Origin of the sequence: Streptomyces sp. NPDC049577 (assembly GCF_040675635.1) — a bacterium.
Classification (GTDB): Bacteria; Actinomycetota; Actinomycetes; order Streptomycetales; family Streptomycetaceae; genus Streptomyces.
The window spans coordinates 1-1208 of record NZ_JBFAPH010000650.1 but is presented as its reverse complement, the minus strand read 5'-3'; the positions used below and the strand labels follow the sequence as shown (position 1 = coordinate 1208).

The window sequence follows — 1208 nt, the reverse complement described above, 5'->3', positions numbered from 1 at the left end:
GGGCTGCCCTCCACCTCGGTGCCCGTCGCGGTGCGCCACGCCGTGCGGTAGGCGGCCTCGGCCGCTTCCAGCAGGGGTCCGGCCGGGGCGGTGGCACACCAGCAGGTGGGGAAGCCGATGCGCAGATAGGCGAGCTCCACGAGCCCGTTGCCGAGCGCCGCCTGCTCGAAGTCGACGAACCGGATGCCGGTGGGGGTGTGCAGGTCGTTGCCGGGGCACGGGTCGCCGTGCAGCAGGGCCCGGCCGGGCAACCGGGCGAGGCGCTCCAGGAGGGCGTCGAGTTCGGCGCGGACACCGTGCGGGAGCGCGGCTTCCAGGGTGCGGGCCAGGCCGAGGAAGGCGTCGGCGTCGCGCGGTGCGGGACCGGACCACGCGGGCAGGAGGCCGGTGGCGTCGGGGCCGCCGGCCGCGTGCAGGCGGGCGAGCGACGCGGCGTAGCCGATCAGCCAGTCGTCCGGTGGCGTCCGGTGCTCCAGGTGTTCGAGGACCAGGAGGCGGTCGCCCGCGGCGGTGGCCAGGAGCCGGGGGACGACGGGCGGGTCGACGCGGGCGGCGAGGCGCAGGGCGGCGACCTCGCGGGCGTAGCGCTCGTCCGCCTGCGCGCCGGCGGCCAGTTGTTTGACGACGACGGGTGTGCCGGACACCTCGACGCGCCACACATGGGAGCGCGGGCTGCTGTCCAGCGGCAGGGCCCTGCCGGGCGGGCCCAGTACGGCGCGCAGCTCTTCCGGCCACGGAGGACGTCTGACGGTGGGTATTCGGGGAACGCGCTGCATGACCACCTTCCGAACACGAGGCTGGAGGAGGCATCATGGCGCAGATCGAGGAGTCCATCGAGGTCGCGGTCCCGGTCCGCATCGCGTACGACCAGTGGACGCAGTTCGAGGAGTTCCCCCGGTTCATGGAGGGTGTCGTGCGCATCGAGCAGCGCACGCCGACGCTCACGCACTGGGTGACGAAGACGGACGGCGTCGAGCGGGAGTTCGACGCCGAGATCACGGAGCAGATCCCCGACGAGCGGGTGGCGTGGACGACCGTGGCCGGTGAGGTGCGGCAGGCCGGGGTGGTCACCTTCCACCGGCTGGACGACGCGCGCACCAAGGTGATGCTGCAGTTCGACCACGAGCCCGAGGGGTTCGTCGACACCGTCGGCGACAAGCTGGGGTTCGTGCGGCGTCAGGCCAAGGGGGATCTGGAGCGGTTCAAGT

The 1208-nt window shown here is 73.3% G+C and carries 2 protein-coding genes; one reads left to right on the top strand and one right to left on the bottom strand.

Translation table 11 applies throughout. The features are described 5' to 3' along the window. Positions 1-776 (bottom strand): aminoglycoside phosphotransferase family protein (locus AB0K09_RS33605; RefSeq protein WP_366069170.1); only part of this gene is annotated, 776 nt, incomplete at its 3' end. A 35-nt stretch (positions 777-811) separates the two neighbouring features. On the opposite strand from AB0K09_RS33605, the gene AB0K09_RS33600 reads away from it, so the two are divergent. Continuing rightward, a partial coding sequence (locus AB0K09_RS33600) for an SRPBCC family protein (RefSeq protein WP_366069169.1) occupies positions 812-1208 on the top strand: 397 nt, incomplete at its 3' end.